Below are 595 nucleotides of genomic sequence, written 5' to 3'. Positions count from 1 at the left end.
CCGGTCGCTGTCGATATCGCCCACCTTCAGATGGGTGACTTCGCTCGCCCTCAGCCCGCCGCCATAGGCCACGCTGAAGGCTGCCCGGTATTTCAGCCCCGGCCCTGGTGCGGCTTCGAGAATGCGCGTCACTTCCTCGGCGCTCAGCACGACCGGGATCTTCTTCGCGGCGCGCTGATAGCGCATGTGCCGCTTCATCTCGGGGCGGGGACACGTCGTCGCGAAGAAAAAGCTCAGCACCGTCAGCCGGTTGTTGAAGGTCGGTGCGCCGACGCCGCGCTCCTTCATGTCGAGTTGAAAGGCCCGTAGCTCCTCCGGTGTCGCCGTATCCGGTGAGTGCTCCAGAAACCGCGTGAACTCGCGCATCGCGCGCAGGTACATCGTCTGCGTCTTCGGCAGCAGCCCTCTGATCTGCATATCCTCGAGAAACCGTCGCCGCAGGGCGGGTACATGCTGGTCCGTCATCGGAACCTCCTGTCATCGGATTGAGAAGGTCCCAATCGTCAGACAGGCGCGCCCATCCACCAAATCCCGGCGCCCCGATCAGCGCCCTACACTCGCCCCTGGCGCCCCTACCGCGAGAGCGGTTTCGTCC

Annotated in this window: 1 protein-coding gene; it reads right to left on the bottom strand. The window is 64.7% G+C overall.

From position 1 onward, the window contains the following. Positions 1–465, bottom strand: a 465-nt coding sequence (locus OCH239_RS21485; protein WP_037267612.1) for a tyrosine-type recombinase/integrase, incomplete at its 3' end; no start/stop codon positions are given. Between the last annotated feature and the right edge of the window lie 130 nt (positions 466–595).

Origin of the sequence: Roseivivax halodurans JCM 10272, assembly GCF_000521785.1 — a bacterium.
GTDB classification, from domain to species: Bacteria; Pseudomonadota; Alphaproteobacteria; order Rhodobacterales; family Rhodobacteraceae; genus Roseivivax; species Roseivivax halodurans.
The sequence above is the reverse complement of the archived record's forward strand: the minus strand, read 5'-3'. Positions and strand labels throughout refer to the sequence as shown.